The organism is Halorubrum sp. Ea1, from assembly GCF_002252965.1.
In the GTDB taxonomy this organism is placed as follows: Archaea; Halobacteriota; Halobacteria; order Halobacteriales; family Haloferacaceae; genus Halorubrum.
Genome location: NZ_NHPG01000056.1, coordinates 1 through 14,667, shown reverse-complemented (window position 1 = coordinate 14,667; position 14,667 = coordinate 1). Strand labels below are relative to the sequence as shown.

The 14,667-nt window shown below is 70.5% G+C and carries 15 protein-coding genes; 7 read left to right on the top strand and 8 right to left on the bottom strand.

The features are described from left to right. Positions 1-93: 93 nt before the first annotated feature. Both DJ73_RS07680 and DJ73_RS07675 read left to right on the top strand, forming a co-directional pair. Positions 94-2,007, top strand: a complete 1,914-nt coding sequence (locus DJ73_RS07680) for a helicase C-terminal domain-containing protein (protein ID WP_094524230.1) — start codon at positions 94-96, stop codon at positions 2,005-2,007. Positions 2,008-2,324: 317 nt separating this feature from the next. Continuing rightward, positions 2,325-2,516, top strand: a complete 192-nt coding sequence (locus tag DJ73_RS07675; protein WP_094524231.1) for a UPF0175 family protein — start codon at positions 2,325-2,327, stop codon at positions 2,514-2,516. Between the two features lie 146 nt (positions 2,517-2,662). Here the strand turns inward: DJ73_RS07675 and DJ73_RS07670 are convergent, their stop codons facing one another. Continuing rightward, a complete protein-coding gene (locus DJ73_RS07670; protein WP_094526033.1) occupies positions 2,663-3,769 on the bottom strand; it encodes a 60S ribosomal export protein NMD3 in 1,107 nt (368 codons plus the stop codon). Positions 3,770-3,915: 146 nt separating this feature from the next. Here DJ73_RS07670 and DJ73_RS07665 point away from each other — a divergent pair, with 146 nt between their 5' ends. Together DJ73_RS07665 and DJ73_RS07660 are read left to right on the top strand one after the other, a co-directional pair. Then, positions 3,916-4,269: a DNA-binding protein gene (locus DJ73_RS07665; RefSeq protein WP_094524233.1), complete on the top strand. Its 354-nt coding sequence runs from the start codon at positions 3,916-3,918 to the stop codon at positions 4,267-4,269. Then, positions 4,270-4,863 carry an asparagine synthase-related protein gene (locus tag DJ73_RS07660; RefSeq protein ID WP_094526031.1) on the top strand — a complete coding sequence of 198 codons (594 nt, stop codon included), beginning with the start codon at positions 4,270-4,272 and terminating at the stop codon, positions 4,861-4,863. A gap of 47 nt (positions 4,864-4,910) precedes the next feature. On the opposite strand, the gene DJ73_RS07655 is transcribed toward DJ73_RS07660, so the two are convergent. The 4 genes from DJ73_RS07655 to DJ73_RS07640 form a co-directional block, all read right to left on the bottom strand. Next, the gene (locus tag DJ73_RS07655) at positions 4,911-5,885 is read right to left on the bottom strand and encodes a carbohydrate kinase family protein (RefSeq protein ID WP_094524235.1); all 975 of its coding nucleotides are present in this window, start codon (positions 5,883-5,885) and stop codon (positions 4,911-4,913) included. A 51-nt stretch (positions 5,886-5,936) separates the two neighbouring features. Continuing rightward, a complete protein-coding gene (locus DJ73_RS07650; protein WP_094557700.1) occupies positions 5,937-7,265 on the bottom strand; it encodes a DHH family phosphoesterase in 1,329 nt (442 codons plus the stop codon). Positions 7,266-7,382: 117 nt separating this feature from the next. Continuing rightward, positions 7,383-7,847 carry a universal stress protein gene (locus DJ73_RS07645; protein WP_094524237.1) on the bottom strand — a complete coding sequence of 155 codons (465 nt, stop codon included), beginning with the start codon at positions 7,845-7,847 and terminating at the stop codon, positions 7,383-7,385. 604 nt (positions 7,848-8,451) lie between these two features. Beyond that, positions 8,452-10,062: a heme-binding protein gene (locus DJ73_RS07640; RefSeq protein ID WP_094557699.1), complete on the bottom strand. Its 1,611-nt coding sequence runs from the start codon at positions 10,060-10,062 to the stop codon at positions 8,452-8,454. Positions 10,063-10,201: 139 nt separating this feature from the next. Here DJ73_RS07640 and DJ73_RS07635 point away from each other — a divergent pair, with 139 nt between their 5' ends. Continuing rightward, positions 10,202-11,398 carry a UbiA family prenyltransferase gene (locus DJ73_RS07635; RefSeq protein ID WP_094557698.1) on the top strand — a complete coding sequence of 399 codons (1,197 nt, stop codon included), beginning with the start codon at positions 10,202-10,204 and terminating at the stop codon, positions 11,396-11,398. Between the two features lie 91 nt (positions 11,399-11,489). Then, on the top strand, positions 11,490-12,065 hold the full coding sequence (locus DJ73_RS07630) for a PadR family transcriptional regulator (protein ID WP_094526026.1): 576 nt from the start codon (positions 11,490-11,492) through the stop codon (positions 12,063-12,065). A 42-nt stretch (positions 12,066-12,107) separates the two neighbouring features. Here DJ73_RS07630 and DJ73_RS07625 read toward each other — a convergent pair whose 3' ends face one another. After that, a complete protein-coding gene (locus DJ73_RS07625) occupies positions 12,108-12,923 on the bottom strand; it encodes an SDR family oxidoreductase (RefSeq protein ID WP_176451100.1) in 816 nt (271 codons plus the stop codon). Between the two features lie 121 nt (positions 12,924-13,044). On the opposite strand from DJ73_RS07625, the gene DJ73_RS07620 reads away from it, so the two are divergent. After that, positions 13,045-13,251: a hypothetical protein gene (locus tag DJ73_RS07620; RefSeq protein WP_094526025.1), complete on the top strand. Its 207-nt coding sequence runs from the start codon at positions 13,045-13,047 to the stop codon at positions 13,249-13,251. A 123-nt stretch (positions 13,252-13,374) separates the two neighbouring features. Here DJ73_RS07620 and DJ73_RS07615 read toward each other — a convergent pair whose 3' ends face one another. Further along, on the bottom strand, positions 13,375-13,611 hold the full coding sequence (locus DJ73_RS07615; protein ID WP_094526024.1) for a hypothetical protein: 237 nt from the start codon (positions 13,609-13,611) through the stop codon (positions 13,375-13,377). 136 nt (positions 13,612-13,747) lie between these two features. Further along, positions 13,748-14,521 carry a GTP cyclohydrolase III gene (locus DJ73_RS07610; protein ID WP_094526023.1) on the bottom strand — a complete coding sequence of 258 codons (774 nt, stop codon included), beginning with the start codon at positions 14,519-14,521 and terminating at the stop codon, positions 13,748-13,750. Between the last annotated feature and the right edge of the window lie 146 nt (positions 14,522-14,667).

Sequence of the window (14,667 nt, the reverse complement as noted above, 5' to 3'; positions counted from 1 at the left end):
CCCGCCCGAACGATATAAACGATCGGGTAGTTTTGAGTTCACTCGACCGGTCGGAACGCGAGGTTTAATCCCGGGAGGGAGCGAGGGACCCCTGTGGACCCCGACCGGATCCCCGCCGAGTTCCCCGCCCCGAGCTTCCGCGGCGCGCAGGAGCGGGCCCTCTCCGACATCCGCGACGCGTTCGCCGCCGGCAACGAGGTCGTCCTCGTGCGCGCGCCGACGGGCAGCGGGAAGTCGCTGCTCGCGCGGGCGGTGATGGGCGCGGCGGCGACGGTGGACGAGACGGCGCCGAGCGAGGCGACGGGCGCCTACTACACCACCCCGCAGGTGTCGCAGATCGACGACGTCGAGGCGGACGACTTACTCGACGACCTAGCGGTGATCCGCGGGAAATCGAACTACGACTGCATCCTCCCCGGCGAGCACGACACGCCTGTCAACCGCGCTCCCTGCGTCCGGCAGCAGGGGTTCGACTGCTCCGTGAAACACCGGTGCCCGTACTTCTCGGACCGCGCGATCGCTTCGGGTAACCGGTACGCCGCGATGACGTTAGCGTACTTCATGCGCACCGCGGGCTCCGAGGTGTTCCGCAAGCGCGACGTCGTCGTGATCGACGAGGCGCACGGGCTCGCCGAGTGGGCTGAGATGTACGCGACGATCGAGCTCTCGCCCGAGCGCGTCCCCGTCTGGGACGACGTGCGCGTCCCGGACGTGGAGGCCGACGCCGGCCCCGAGGAGGACGCGCTCGACCGCACCGCCCGCTTCGTCGCCTCCCTTCGCGACGTCGCGAAGCGCGCGAAAGACGAGCTGACGGGCCGGGCCGAACTCGACCGCGAGGAGGTCGCGCGCCGCGACCGCCTCCAGGAGCTGAGTAGCGAGCTGGGTTGGTTCCTCGAGGACTACCGCGACCTCGACTCGCCGACGACGTGGGTCGTCGACCAGTCCGGCGGGGAGGGCTCGCCGCTCGCGATCAAGCCGCTGGACCCCGCCCGCTACCTCCGGCACACCGTGTGGGACCGCGGGAACCGGTTCGCGCTCCTCTCCGCCACCATCCTCTCGAAGGAGGCGTTCTGCCGCGGTATCGGCCTCGACCCGTCGAACGTCGCGCTCGTCGACGTCGAACACACCTTCCCGCTGGAGCACCGCCCGCTGTACGACGTGACGCGCGGGTCGATGACCTACGAGCACCGCGACGAGACGGTCCCGGAGATCGCCCGCCTGATCGTCCGGCTCATGGCCGAACACCCGAACGAGAAGGGGCTGATCCACGCGCACTCGTACGACATCGCCGGGCGGATCACCGAGCTGCTGGGCGAGTTCGGCGTCGCCGCGCGGGTCCGACGCCACGGCCGCGAGAATCGGGACGCGGAGCTCTCGGCGTGGAAGGCGAGCGACGACCCCGAGGTGTTCGTCTCGGTGAAGATGGAGGAGGCGCTAGACCTGAAAGGCGACCTCTGCCGCTGGCAGGTGGTGTGTAAGGCGCCGTACCGCAACACGAACGACTCCCGCGTCGCCCGCCGGCTCGCGGACGACCAGTGGGCGTGGTACCACCGGACCGCGCTGCGGACCGTGATCCAGGCGTGCGGTCGCGTCGTCCGCGCGCCCGACGACTACGGCGCGACGTACCTCGCGGACGACTCCCTGCTGGACCTCTTCGAGCGCGCGCAGGCCGACACCCCGCCGTGGTTCGGAGACCAGATCGACGCGATGACGACGCCCGACCTCTCCGACTTCGATCCCGCGGCCGCGCTCGCCGGGATCGACGCCGACCCCTCCGGACCGTCCCGTGCGAGGCGGAACCGGACGGTCGGTTCCGGCGGCGCGTCGGACCGCGGCGGCTCCGGCGCGGGCGGCTCAGGGAACGCCGCGGACGACGCGGCCGACGCCGACGGGTCGGGCGGCGAGACCGGGAGCGCCGGCGACGCGGGCGCGACGCGAACCCGCTCTGAGACCGACGCCGAGCGGCGAAGCGACCACCCGCTCTCCGACGTCTGGGGCGACGGCTGAGGCGGGAGCCGACGCTGCGACGAACCGCGGTCCGGGGCCGTACCGCGGTGTCGTCGGACCGCGCGACCGCCGCTTACAGCAGCGAGACGCCCCAGGCGGCCATGGAGCTCACCATGAGGAACGCGAAAAACAGCGCGAAGATCTGTTGTCTGTTCATACCTCCCCTGTGCCGCAGAGCGGCATAATTCCTGCGGGCCGCCCTCGGTAGTGATTATACGCCGCCGGACTGATCGAACGTCAATATATATCGTATAAGGTGTATCATGGCCCTCAATCAATTAGTAACCTTCATAAACCTACACGGGTCTACAGTAGGTATGGCAACGAAGGGCCTCTCGAGTGCGCTGACGCTGTACGGTGCGCGAACGTTGACACTCTCTCAGGCGGCCGCACAGGCGGGCCTCAGCGAGGCCGAGTTCGTCGAACAGCTCGAGCGCCGCGGCATCGACGTGACCGAGTCCGAGCGCGCAGCCGCTCTCGGAAACGAGTCGACCGCCCGCGCCGACTGAAGAATTCGACCGTTCGCGCCGACTGAACGCGCCAGCGCCCCTCCTTCTCGGCGGCGGAGTCTGTCTGCCGCCGTCTCCCCGTTCACCTCTCACACGCAGTGTCGCGCTCTTCGACGCCCGGTGTCAGTACTCGCCGCGGCGACGCCCTACTCCTCCGGGACGAGGTGCACGTCGCCCTCGTGTTCGAACGCCAGCACGCTGTCGGCGTCGTCGTCGACGAACTCGGGGTTCGGGACCGTCTTCGCCTCGTAGGTGACCGGGTCGAGCACCTGGATCGCGTTCTCGTCTTCCACCGTCACCACCGTCGTCTCCGCGGCGTCGCCGCGTGTTCCGAGGCGGGCCGCGTCCGGCGCCTCCGCGTCCTCGAACTCCGAGACGTACTGCTCGCCGGTCGCGAGCCGGACGCCCTGTAGCCGGCCGGAGACGCCCGTGACGAGCACGGGGCCGTCGCCGTCCTCCGGATCGATGACCTCGCCCTCGGCGTACCGGGGGAGCCGGACCGCGAACGTCACCCGGTACACCTCGTTGCCGTCGCCGTCCTCCGTGACGAGCGTCGGGTACGACTCGAAGCTCCCGCCGAGCGCGTCGGTGATCCGAGTCGCGACGTTCTGCGCGAGGCGGTTCGAGGAGAGCTTGACGTCCGGTCCGTCGTCGGTCTCTTTCACCTCCGTGATGAACGCCTCGCGGTCGCCGTCGGCCTCCTGGGCCGCGACGTACGACTCGGCGATGTCGAGCGCCTCGGCGCGCTCCTCCGGCGTCAGGTCGCGCTCGTCCGCGCGCACCTGCACGGTGCCGGCGTAGTAGCCGCCGGCGATCCGGCCGCAGCGGTCGCAGGTGCCCCGCGAGATCTTGACCGGAACGGTGACCTCCGCGGAGCGGAGCGTTCCGCGGACGACGCCCGAGAAGCGGCAGTGCATCCGGACGTTGTTCTCGTCGACCTGCTCGGGCTCGACACCCCACTCGACGTCGGTCGCGTCGACGTGGACCCCGAGCGCCTCCGCGACCTCGTCGACGGCGACGTCGGTGTAGTCGCGCGCGCCGACGTCGCGCCACGACTCGCCGCGTCGGACCGCGCCGCAGCCGGAACAGACCAACACCTCGATCCGGTCGGGCGCGTCGACGAGATCGAAGTCCTCGAAGTAGCAGTCGTCACACAGCAGCGCGTCCCGCCCGCGCGGCTCGCCGGGGAGCGGCTCGCGCCGCTCCGGGACCGGATCGCCGCACCGCGGACAGAACTCCCGCGACTCGCTCATTGCAAGCCGCTACGCCGAGGAGGCGTTTAAGCGACGCGGACCGCCGGTGTCCCCCGACCGCCGCGGCCGTACGGGTCGTCCGGCGCCCGGCGATCGCCACCGCGGCCTCCGAAATCGTTTTTCGCGCGGACCGTGAAGGCCCTCGTATGAGCGAGAACCCCGACGACGAACGACTGGAGGAACTGCGAGAGAAGAAGATGGAGGAGCTCCGCGAGCGCCAGCAGGGCGGCGGCGGCGACGCCGAGGCCCAGCGCGAGGCACAGGAGCGCGCCGACGCCCAGCAGGAGGCCGTCCTCAAGCAGTACCTGACCGACGGCGCGCGCCAGCGGCTCAACGCGGTCGAGATGTCGAAACCGGAGTTCGGCGAGAAGGTGAAACAGCAGGTCGCGGCGCTCGCCCAGAGCGGCCGGATTCAGGGACGTATCGACGAGGACCAGATGCGCGACCTCCTGAAGGAACTCCAGCCCGACCAGCAGAGCTTCGACATCCGGCGGCGATAGATGGAGCTCGCGCTCCTGTACAGCGGGGGGAAAGACTCCTCGCTCGCCGCCCACCTGCTCGACCGGTTCTACGATGTCCGCTGCGTCACCGGGAGCTTCGGGCTCACCGACGACTGGGAGCACGCCGAGCGGGCGGCCGCGGAGCTCGGGTTCCCCTTCGAACGCGTCGAGCTGGACCGCGCGGTCGCCGAGGAGGCGGCCGCGACGATGCTCGACGACGGCTACCCCCGCAACGGGATCCAGCGCGTCCACGAGCACGCCTTGGAGGCGATCGCGAGCCGCGACGTCGACGCGATCGCCGACGGTACCCGGCGGGACGACCGGGTGCCGACGGTCTCTCGCGCGCAGGCGCAGAGCCTGGAGGACCGCCACGGCGTCGACTACATCTCCCCGCTGTCCGGGTTCGGTCGCCACGCGGTCGACCGGCTCGTCGAGGAGACGTTCGACGTCCAGCAGGGACCGAGCGAGGAGGTGCCGAAGGCCGACTACGAGGACGAGCTCCGGACCCTCATCGCCGAGGACCACGGCGAGGCGACCGTCGACGAGGTGTTTCCGGACCACGACCAGACGTACGTCCACGGTCGGACCGATTAGCTCGGCGGCGAGTCGTCGCCGCCCGTCTGCCGACGCCGATCGAGCCCCTACCGCCGCTCGTCGAGGAACGACTCCACGCCCTCCCTCGAGGGGAGCGCCGTCATCCCGCCCCGTTCCCGGACCGAGAGCGCGGCCGTCGCGTTGGCGAACGCGACCGCGTCGTCGAGGTCGGGCGCGGCGGCCGCGTCGTCCGCGGCGAGCCGAGCGATCAGCCCGGCGGTGAACGCGTCGCCGGCGCCGGTGGCGTCGACGGCCTCGACCGCGAAGCCGCCGTGGCGGGCGGTCCGCTCTCCCCACGGCGCCGCCGCCGAGCTCGCGACGACCGCGCCCGACTCCCCGAGCGTGACGACGGCGGTGTGGGGGCCGAGCTCCAGCAGATCGCGCCCGAGCGCCTCGCCCTCCTTCGACGAGAGCCCCGTCGCCGCCACGTCCTCGTCGCTGGCGAAGACGACGTCGCTGTCGGCGACGATCTCGCGGACTGCGTCGACGACGCTCTCCCGCTCCCCGTCCGGGACGAGGTCCTCGCGGTAGTTGATGTCGAACGATACCGCGCAGTTGCGCTCGGCGGCGGCCGCGGCCAGTTCGCGCATCGCCGCCCTCCCGTCCGGGTGGGTCAGGGCGACGCCGCCGAGGTGGACCCACGAGACGGCGGCCAGCTCGTCCGCCGGCACCGAACCGGGCTCGAAGCCGAACGCGACGTCCCGGGAGCCGTAGAAGCGGAACCGCCTCCCGTCGACGCCGGGCGGCGAGACGACCGCGAGCGTGGTGTTGCCGTCGGCCCGCTCGAACGCCGCCGTCGGCACCCCCTCGTCGACGAGCGTCTCGCGTAGGAGGTCACCGAACGGGTCGCCGCCGAGCCGCGTCCAGAACGCCGGCGCCGCGCCGAGCCGGGAGAGCCCGACCGCGACGTTGGCCGGCGCGCCGCCCGGTCGGTGAGAGAAGCCGTCGACGTCGCGGAGCGTCTCCCCCGGTCCGGGGAGGAAGTCGATCAGCGTTTCGCCGGCCACGAGGATCTCCGCCATGCGAGAGACGGGGCCGCCCGACGACATGAAAGTGGGCGGTTCTCCGACGCCCTACTCCCCGTTCTCCTCGCCCGTCTCCGCCGCCGCGACTTCCTCGGCGACCGCCTCGAACGCGGCGAGGATCACTCGCTTGCAGGCCTGCCCCTCGGTCGTCCAGTGCTGGGCGTAATCGAGCATGTCGTCGTAGATGTCCGGCTTGCAGCCGGCGGCCTGCGGGTGGCCGCCGCCGTTCACCCGCCCGGCGACCTCGTGAGCGTGTCGGAACCCGTCGGAGCCGCGGATCGACGCCGAGCCGGCGGGCTTGACGATCACCGCGGCGTCCGCGCCCGCCTCGCGGAGCGCCTCCGCGACCTCGTTCTGCGAGCAGCGGCCGTACGTCACCGCGACGGTCCACTCGCCGACCTCGTGGGTGACCGCGCGGTCGACGGCGGCGTCGATCCGGGCCTCCTTCTCGACCCGGCGGTCGGCGACGAACGCCTCGACGGTCTCGGGGAGGTCGGCGCCGTACGCGCCCACGACCGTGGCGTACTCCTCGCTGCCGGCCCAGTAGGAGTAGTCGGCGAGGTCGTCCGAGCGCGGGTCCTCCTTGATCCAGAGGTCGTGGTCGCGCGTCACCGTCGCCAGCTCGGCCCACCGGTCGCCGAACGCGTGGTCGAGCGAGCGCAGCGCCACGTCGGCGGTGCACTCCTCGTCGGACTCGCCGATCACGAGGTCGACGCCGAGGTCCCGGACCGCCGCGGCCGTCTCCTCGTCCCACTGGTGGTGGTCGAACCACCGGACCGAGGCGGCCTCCTCCGCGAGCGCCTCCAGCGGCTCCGCGATCCACTCGTAGTCGTCGGGACAGAGGTCACAGACGAACAGGTCGACGTCGTCGTCGGCGTACGCGAGCACGCGTTCGAGCGAGGTGTCGAGCGAGTACGGTCCCGCCGCGACCAGCCCGACCGGCGACCGCGTGTGAGCGTCGTCGGTGGGGTCGTCGCTCTCGTCCTCCTCGTGCGTATCCCCCGCGAGCGCGTCGTCATCGCCGCGGTCCGCCGCTTCCTCGTCCTCGTCGTGGTCCGTCGCTTCCTCGTCCTCGTCGTGGTCCGTCGCTTCCTCGTCCTCGTCGTCGTCGCCCTCCGCGAGTCGAGCCGCGATGGCCGCCTCGAAGTCGGCGACGTCGAGCGCGGCGTCGTACGCCTCGCGGACCATCGCCGCGCAGGCGAGCCCGTCGGCGTCGCCGTCGGCGATCACGACCGCATCGCTCCCCTCGATCGCCTCCTTCGCTCGGCGCTCGGAGCGCTCCTCGTCCAGCGAGTCCGGGTAGAAGAAGCCCTTGCCGGGCAGCCGCGTGTACCGCGAGCGGGGTATCCCCGCCTCGTCGATGAGCTCGTCGTCCATACCGTCGAGCCGGGCGGGAGCGGGAAAACTCCGCCGTTCTCGGGGTGACCGCGCCCCGCCGTCTCGACCGCGCCACCTCGTCGCCTCACCGCCTCGCCGCCCCGCCGCGATCGGCCCTCAGACCGTCGTCCGGCGCGGGTCCTCGTCGGTGAGCTGGCGGACGGTGAGCACGGGGATCGGACAGGTCCGCACGACGCGCTCCGCGACGGAGCCGATCAGGAACCGGTTCTCCCCGTGGCGGCCGCGGGTGCCCATCGCGACGACGTCGGCGTCGACGTCGCGCGCGTATCCCGATATCTCCGCGGCCGGCCGCCCCTCGCGCACCTCGACCGTCACGTCCAGTTCGGGGTCGCGCTCCGCCGCGGCGGCGGTGACCTGTTCGAGCGCCGACTCGCCGTGGTCGTCGAGCGCGTCGCGGAGGTCGTCGCGGACCTCGTCGGGCGTGGACTCGACCTCGCCGCTGTCGACGACGTAGACGGCGTGGACTTCGGCGTCGAAGCGGGCGGCGACGTCGACGGCGACGTCGACGGCCCGACGCACGCTGTCGGAGCCGTCGGTCGCGACCACGATCGTGTCGAACATACGCCCTCGTTCGCCGAGCCGGTAGTTAAAAACAGGCGGTCGACTCCGGCACCACATCGATCGACACCGTGAGCGCAGCGACGGTACATTTTATAAGCCACTGAACCGATGCGGCGGCGTGCCTCCGAACGGTCGCCATCGGCGACCGCGAGGAGCCCGCGAGGGAGTCAGTCGTCCGGAGCGAAGCGGAGGACGACTGACGAGGCTGGGGAGGTGTGAGGCGCGGTTGCGGTGCCGTGCGGGTGGGACTCAAAGGGGCAGCCGGGAGGCGGGCGCAGGCGACGCAAGCACTGCAAGGAGCGAGTGCAACGAGCGACTGAAGCGCGCAGCGAGCGTGCGCCCGCCTCCCGGCTGGGGCTTTGGAGGTGGTGACCGCAACGTAGTCGGACACGTACCGCCTCCCGGCTGGGGCTTTGGAGGTGGTGACCGTCGATCCGTCAGCAACGACTTATAAATAAACGACGGGGACTTCGGAGGTAATCGTTCCGTCTTCAGGAGTCATTTATAAGTAATCAAATAGAAATTAACCGACCGACAGCAACGAATTATAACCGGCCACCACTTGGGCGATCAATTATAAATCGCGATCCGCGCACCGCCTCGCTTACGCCAAGAAGACGTGCCGCGGCCGGTCGGCCAGCACCTCGCGGCCCCACTGGACCGTCTCGCGGAACTCGTCGGAGCCGAAGAACGTCATCGCGTCCTCCTTCGCCTCCCACTGGCTGGCGATGAACATGTCGTTCTCGTCCTCGACGTTGGTCATGAGGTCGGTCTCGACGTGGCCGTCCATCTCCGCGAGGATGTCGCCGACCTCGTCGAACGTGTCGCCGAACTCCTCGCGGTAGTCGGGCTTGACCGTGTAGAACATCCCCATCGTCCCGAATCCGGACTCCTCGCCGGCCCGGGCGACGACGTCCGGCAGCTCCGAGAGGAACCCGGCCGCGGTCTCGGCGGCGGAGGCCGTGTCCCAGATGGAGACGACCGCGGACCGGTCGGTGTGTCGGCCCTCGTACACCGCCGTCTTCACGTGCGTGCCGTAGTGGTCGAAGTTGCCGCGGAGCCCCTCGACCTCGTCGAACAGCGCCTCGACGTCGGCCTCGCTGTACAGCACGGTGGCGTACACGTCCTCGCCGTGCGGCTTCCCGGCGTAGATGTCGAGGTCGGCGAGCTCGCCGCGGATCTCCTCGTCGGAGACCTCGTCGCCCTCGCCGCTCGTCCCCTCCTCGCCGTGCGGATGGTCGCCCTCACCGCTCGCCTCCTCATCGCCGTGCGGGTGGTCCCCGTGCGCTGAGCCGCCGCCCGCGCTCGCGTGGTCGTGGCCCCCGCCGCGGCCCCCGTGGCCCTCGTCGCCGTGGTGGTCGCCCTCGCCGTGAGCGCCGCCGCTTCCCCCTTCGCCGTGGGCGTGCCCCCGCTCGCCGTCCCCGCCGGCGTCGCCGGTCGGCACCGTTTCGCCCGCGAGGTACGCGCCGAGGTCGCCCGGCGGGAACCGCCGCCCGATGTAGAAGTCGCCGAACTCGCCGTAGCGCGAGGAGGCCGGATCGAAGCGCATCTCGTACACGATGTCCTTGATGTCAGTCGGGTCCGCCCCGAACAGCGTGACGCCCCACTCGTGGTCGTCGAGGCCGACCGAGGAGGCGATCACCTGCTTGATCTTCCCGGCGTACTCCTTGCCGACCTCGCCGTGGCCGGCCATGAGATCGGCGCGGTCCGAAAAGGAGAGGTCGTACCAGTTGTACTCCTCGCCGCGGCGCTTGCTCATCGGGTAGAAGCAGACGTACTCGTCGTCCGGGATCTCCGGCGTCAGCTTCCCCTCGATGTATCCGCGGAGGCCGGCGTCGACTTCCTCCGGCCCCTCCTCGAAGTACTCGTCGGAGACGTAGCCGGAGACCTCGGTGACCGAGACGTACGAGGTGGTCCGTTCGGTAAACCGGGCGAGCGCGGTGTCCTCGAACCGGCGCTCGATCGACGAGAGGTCGTCGAGCGAGGGCCGGAAGTGGACGAACAGGAGGTCCGCCTTGTGCCCGAGCACGGAGAACAGGCCGGAGTCGCCCTCGTCGGCGTCGGCGACCAGCTCCCGGTGTTTCAGGAAGGCCTCGCCCTCCTCGATCGCCCGTCGTCGCTCCCGCTCGGGGGCGTCGCGCCACGCGTCCCAGTCGATGGACCGGAAGTCGTGCAGCGCGAACCACCCCTCCTCGGTCTGTGGTGCCTCGACCATACCCGTCGTTCGAGCGCCGGGACTTAGGAGTTTGCGAGTCGTCGTCGCCCCTCCCACGTCGGAGCCGTCTCAGCGAGTCGCTCGAGCGTAACTGTGAATCCCCCGACAAGATTAATCGTGATCAGCGCGTTGAGGGCGCATGGCCATCGCTCGGCACGATCGCGGGGTACGGGCGGACCTGCGGGCGTTGCTCTCGCAGGTCCATCCGGTGTTCATGTTGCCGCCGCTCGCGGCCTCGTGGTTCGGTGCGGCCGTCGCCGGCGAGTTCGGCCTCACGGTGGGCGCGGTCCACATGAGCGCGATCTTCTTCGCGGTGTACACGGCGCACGTGAAGGACGGCTACGTCGACTTCCACCGGCGCGGCGAGGACGACGACCACCCCATGACCGTCCGCGGCTGTCGGCTCTCACTCCTCGCGGCCGGCGTCGGCTTCGCCGCCTGTACGTTCGCGCTCGGCGCGCTCGTCGGGCCGGGCGCCGCGCTCGTCACCCTCCCGACCTGGTTCATCGGGTATCTCCACGCGCCGCAGCTCGACACGAATCCGCTCACCACCACGCTGGGGTACCCGACCGGCATCGCGCTCGCGCTGCTCGGTGGGTTCTACGTCCAGACGACCGTGGTGACCGCGACGATACTCGGATTCGCGCTCGTCTTCCTCGTGACGCTCGCCGGGGTGAAGATCATCGACGACGAGCAGGACTACGCGTACGACCGGTCGATCGACAAGCGGACGGTCTCGGTGCTGCTCGGCCGACCGCGGGCCCGGACGCTGGCGTTCTCCCTGTTGATGACCGGGCTCATCGGCGTCCTCTGGGGCACGGTCGACGGGCTGTTCCCCCCGTCGGCGCCGGCCGCGGCGCTCGCCTTCGGCTCGGTGGCGGTGGTGGCCAGACCGGCCCGCCCGACGATCGCGACGATGCTCCTGATCCGCGGCGCCTATGTCTTCCTGGCGCTCCTGATCGTGGCCGTCTGGTTCCGGCCGCTGTCCGGCACCCCGCTTCCCGACATCACCGTGTTCGGACCGTACACGTACCTCGCCACCGAGGTCGTCTTCGGCGGGGCCGCGTTCGCCCTGCTCCGCTACGCCGGCGCGCTCCGTCGGTCGGCCCGGACGATCGCCGCCCTGTACCCGATCGCGTACCTCTGGGACTGGTACACGCTGGAGGTCGGCGTCTTCGAGGTCACGATGCGCACCGGGTACGACCTGTTCGGGATCCCGATCGAAGAGCACCTCTTCATGATCGTCGTGCCGGCGCTCGTCCTCGGCATTCACGAGACCATCCGGACGCTCTCGGTCGACTCAGACGAGTCGCCCCGGAGCGAGTCGCAGGCGTGAGCGCACTCGCGGTTCGACGGCCGGCCCGGGTCCGACGGCCGATTCCGGCCCGACCGAAACGCTTTCCGAGCCTCCCGGAAAGGGACTGACGATGCGGAAGAGCGGACCGCCGAAGGGACTGATCTCGTATCTCGTGTTGGAGCTGCTCGACGAGCGGCCCCGGTACGGATACGAGCTGCTCGGCGAGATAACCGAGATCAGCGGCGGCCACTGGGAGCCGTCGTACGGCTCCGTCTATCCGATCCTCTACAAGTTCGAGGAGGAGGGCCTCGCCGAGCGCGTCGAGCGCGCCGACGAGCCGGACCGGAAGTACTTCGGGCTCACGGACGCGGGCCGCGACGAACTGGCCGAGAAGCGGAGCGAGATCGGCGGGGAGGCGAAGGAGTTCGGGGACGTCGTCCTCGGCTTCTACCACCTCTACTCGGCGCTCGCCACCGACGACCGGTTCGAGGTCGACGACGCCGACGGCGACTGGGAGTACTCCGAGCGCTACAGCGCGTGGATAGTCGAGCAGACGATCCGTCACCACGAGCGCGACTTCGGCGAGTTCGAGCGGATCGACGCCGCGCCGGAGGAGTTCCACGCGGCGAGCGCCACCGAGGGCGGCGACGAGGAGGAGAACGGCGAGAGCGACGCGGCACCCGACGGCGTCGACCGGGACGACTGACCGGATCGCGGGGCGCCTGCTACGTCGCCGCCGCGGTCGCGGCTACCGGTCGATGAGCCGTCCGAGGACGCCGCCGGGGAGCCCGGCGCGGACCAGGCGGTCGTACAGCCGGTCGGGGAGCAGCGCGGCCGCCCGCGGGAGCCAGCGCGCGCGGCGGCTCACCCGGTAGACGGTCCGCGGTCGGTCGGTCGTGGCCGCGACGACGACGCGCTCGACGGCGGTCTCGACGTCGGTCGCGACGGGCGAGTACCCTTCGAACGCCCGGTAGGCGTCGGCGTACGGGCCCTCGGGGTCAGCCTCCGCGCTCCGCTCTGCGAGCCCCGCGGCGGCGCGCTCGTTGAACCCGGTCGGGACCGGGCCGGGCTCGACGAACGCGACCGTCGCGCCGTGGGGCTCGATCTCCCGGCGGAGGGCGTCGGCGTACCCGCGGAGGCCGGCCTTCGCGGCGCTGTAGGCGCCGTGGTACGGCAGGGCCGTCGACCCGACCATCGACCCGACGACGACGATCCGACCGTCGCGGTCGCGGATCGACGGGAGCGTGGCCCGGACGACGGTGTGGACCGCGGTCAGGTTCGTGTCGAGCTGCCGGCGGAACGAGTCGACGGTGGTGTCCTCGACCGCCGCGATCTCGTACCCGCCGACGCAGGAGACGACCCGGTCGAGTTCGCGGCCGGCGAGGAGTTCCTCGACCGCGTCGCCGTCGCGTAGGTCGAGGGCGTGCGTCTCCGCGTCTTCGGGGAGGGAGGCCAGCCCGTCGGCGTCGCGGTCGATCCCGATCACGTCGTGGTCGGCGGCCGCGAGCGTTCCGACGACGCCGCCGCCGATCCCGCCGGCCGCCCCGGTCACGAGGACGCGCATGGAACCCGGTAGCGCCCGGGGGCTGGTGACGCTGGCGGTTCGGACCGCGGCCGGAGGCCGGAGCGAAGCGGCCGGGACCGCTCCCGAAGGCATATATCGTCGACCCGTGATTACCGGACGTATGTCCACCGACGAACCGTCCGTCCCGATCGTCTGCACCGAGTGCGAGACGGAGACGAGCGTCCCCCTCTCCGACGTGGCGGACGCGCTCGCAAAACACAACGACGGGAAACACGACGGCGACGAGGTGGCGGAGGTCGACCCGGCGCTGAAAGACCGGCTCGCGGACCTCGTCGCCGAGGACCTCGGACTCCTCGACGAGGCGTAACGGTGAGAAGGCGGTCGCGGACAGCCGACGGGCGGCCGTCGTCGACCGCGGTCGACCGACCGTTTCGATCCCGGTAATCGGAGTCGGTCGCCGGTGTCGGCGGTGCGCCGGACCCCGACCCGCTCAGTCGTTCCTCGCGAGCGCGCCCTTCGGGTGCCCCTTGTGCTGGAGGTTCCGGTTGTCGCGCTTCCGCGTCGCCGTCGCCGGGATGACCGTGTCGGCGTCGACCTCGCTCCGCGGTCGCCCGGTGTAGCCGTGGTCGGGGTGTTCGGCGCAGTGGGCCATCGCGTCGTGGGATCCCTCCCACGGCCCCTCGTCGCAGCCGTCCGCCGTGCAGACGAACACTATCTCATCAGACATGTTGACGAAGGCTTCCCCGCCGTCATATATAAAACTGGAGCTAGAGTTATCAGCGTAGATAACGGGCGCCGAAACAGATGCCTATCCGGGCCCCGCGACGGACGTCGGTCTGGGCATCGGGGCCTGAGACCGGGACTCAGTCGCCGGCGGCGGGGGCGCCGAACAGCTCGACGCTCGTCCCGTCGTGGCGGCAGTCCTCTAGCGCGTGTTTGGCGGCGAACCCCGCCTCGTGAGCGGTGGCGCCCCGACCGACGCCGACCTGCAGCTCCACTTCCACGTCGTCTTTGACGTGCGCGACCGCTTCGGCGAACGCGCGCTCGGGGAGATCAGGGCAGACGGAGATGATGTTGTCGCCCCCGACGAAGAAGGAGAGCGCCCCGTGTTGCTCCCGGAGATACCGCATGAGAGACGCGTACGCCCGTTCGATGTTGATGAACGTGTCGAACTCGTTGAGTCGATCGGTGTACTTCCCGGTCGCGTTAACGACGTCGAAATGCGCGACCTGAAGGTCCGATACCGTCGTCTCCGTGAGGTACTCGCCGGCGAGCACCTCGGTCCGGGCCTTGTCTTGGGCGCTCCCTTCGTGCTGGAGCTGCTGGTTCGCGGCCTCCAAGGCGTCGACCGGTCGTTCGTCGACCGCGGTGCCGAGGCTGATGCTAACCGGGTACCGGTTCCCGATCGACTCTTGGAGGGCCGCGTGGGCCGCGTCGTCCACGCCGTTCGTCACGGCGATCATGTTGTCGAAGCGCGTGAAGAAGACGTACGCGTCGCGGTGGCCGACGAACTGGGCGATGTCGGCGAACAACCGCGACTGGAGCGTCTGGAGGTCCATCTCCCGCCGCGGCTCCGGTGTCGTCGTCCACGGGCCGTAGTTGTCGATCTGGACGAGGGTCACCTGGGTCGTCGTCACAGTAAACACCTATTGGGAGTCCTGCCGCTTTACGCTTCCGTTATCCCGAAGCTGAAACCCGTATCGCATCTGGGAAGACGCGCGTTCTCGGTCGACCGCGGAACCGGTCACGGAACCGCCACGTCCTCACAGCCACCGCGCCCCCA

Coding starts and splice junctions, on each gene's coding strand:
- DJ73_RS07675 (WP_094524231.1), top strand. CDS start 2,325: ATGGCAACGAAGGGCCTCTCGAGTGCGCTGACGCTGTACGGTGCGCGA.
- DJ73_RS07670 (WP_094526033.1), bottom strand. CDS start 3,769: ATGAGCGAGTCGCGGGAGTTCTGTCCGCGGTGCGGCGATCCGGTCCCG.
- DJ73_RS07665 (WP_094524233.1), top strand. CDS start 3,916: ATGAGCGAGAACCCCGACGACGAACGACTGGAGGAACTGCGAGAGAAG.
- DJ73_RS07660 (WP_094526031.1), top strand. CDS start 4,270: ATGGAGCTCGCGCTCCTGTACAGCGGGGGGAAAGACTCCTCGCTCGCC.
- DJ73_RS07655 (WP_094524235.1), bottom strand. CDS start 5,885: ATGGCGGAGATCCTCGTGGCCGGCGAAACGCTGATCGACTTCCTCCCC.
- DJ73_RS07650 (WP_094557700.1), bottom strand. CDS start 7,265: ATGGACGACGAGCTCATCGACGAGGCGGGGATACCCCGCTCGCGGTAC.
- DJ73_RS07645 (WP_094524237.1), bottom strand. CDS start 7,847: ATGTTCGACACGATCGTGGTCGCGACCGACGGCTCCGACAGCGTGCGT.
- DJ73_RS07640 (WP_094557699.1), bottom strand. CDS start 10,062: ATGGTCGAGGCACCACAGACCGAGGAGGGGTGGTTCGCGCTGCACGAC.
- DJ73_RS07635 (WP_094557698.1), top strand. CDS start 10,202: ATGGCCATCGCTCGGCACGATCGCGGGGTACGGGCGGACCTGCGGGCG.
- DJ73_RS07630 (WP_094526026.1), top strand. CDS start 11,490: ATGCGGAAGAGCGGACCGCCGAAGGGACTGATCTCGTATCTCGTGTTG.
- DJ73_RS07625 (WP_176451100.1), bottom strand. CDS start 12,923: ATGCGCGTCCTCGTGACCGGGGCGGCCGGCGGGATCGGCGGCGGCGTC.
- DJ73_RS07620 (WP_094526025.1), top strand. CDS start 13,045: ATGTCCACCGACGAACCGTCCGTCCCGATCGTCTGCACCGAGTGCGAG.
- DJ73_RS07615 (WP_094526024.1), bottom strand. CDS start 13,611: ATGTCTGATGAGATAGTGTTCGTCTGCACGGCGGACGGCTGCGACGAG.